The sequence below is a fragment of the Bradyrhizobium ferriligni genome, from assembly GCF_056837965.1.
In genome coordinates this window covers 1-425 of the sequence record NZ_JBXEJO010000325.1, presented here as the reverse complement: position 1 = coordinate 425, position 425 = coordinate 1, and the positions used below count along the sequence as shown (strand labels likewise).

At 60.0% G+C, this 425-nt stretch carries 1 protein-coding gene; it reads left to right on the top strand.

All coding sequences use genetic code 11. The features are described from left to right. Positions 1–34: 34 nt before the first annotated feature. A partial coding sequence (locus AC1VNY_RS42760; protein ID WP_482409715.1) for an endonuclease domain-containing protein occupies positions 35–425 on the top strand: 391 nt, incomplete at its 3' end.

Sequence of the window (425 nt, the reverse complement as noted above, 5' to 3'; positions counted from 1 at the left end):
CTGGGGTGGGGGTGTCTCCACAAAGGGGCTGGCAATGGTCGATCCCGAACATCCGGGCTGGAAAGTTTCGCCAAGACTGCGTTCTAACGCACGCGCGCTGCGCAGAAACTCGACCGACGTGGAACGAGTCCTCTGGTCGGAGCTGCGCGGCAATCGCCTGAACGGTGCAACCATCCGCCGTCAGGTGCCGATTGACAACTACATTGCCGACTTCGTCTGCCATGCCGCAAAGCTTGTGATCGAGCTCGACGGCGGTCAGCACTTTTCGGACGAAGGCGAACGCGCCGATGCCGCACGCTCAGCCGTAATTGAGACCAAAGGCTTCAAAGTCCTTCGCTTCAGCAATCTCGACGTCATGACAAATCGTGCAGGCGTCCTTGAAACAATCGCCGCTGCCATCGCGGAGAGAGCCCCCACCCTAACCC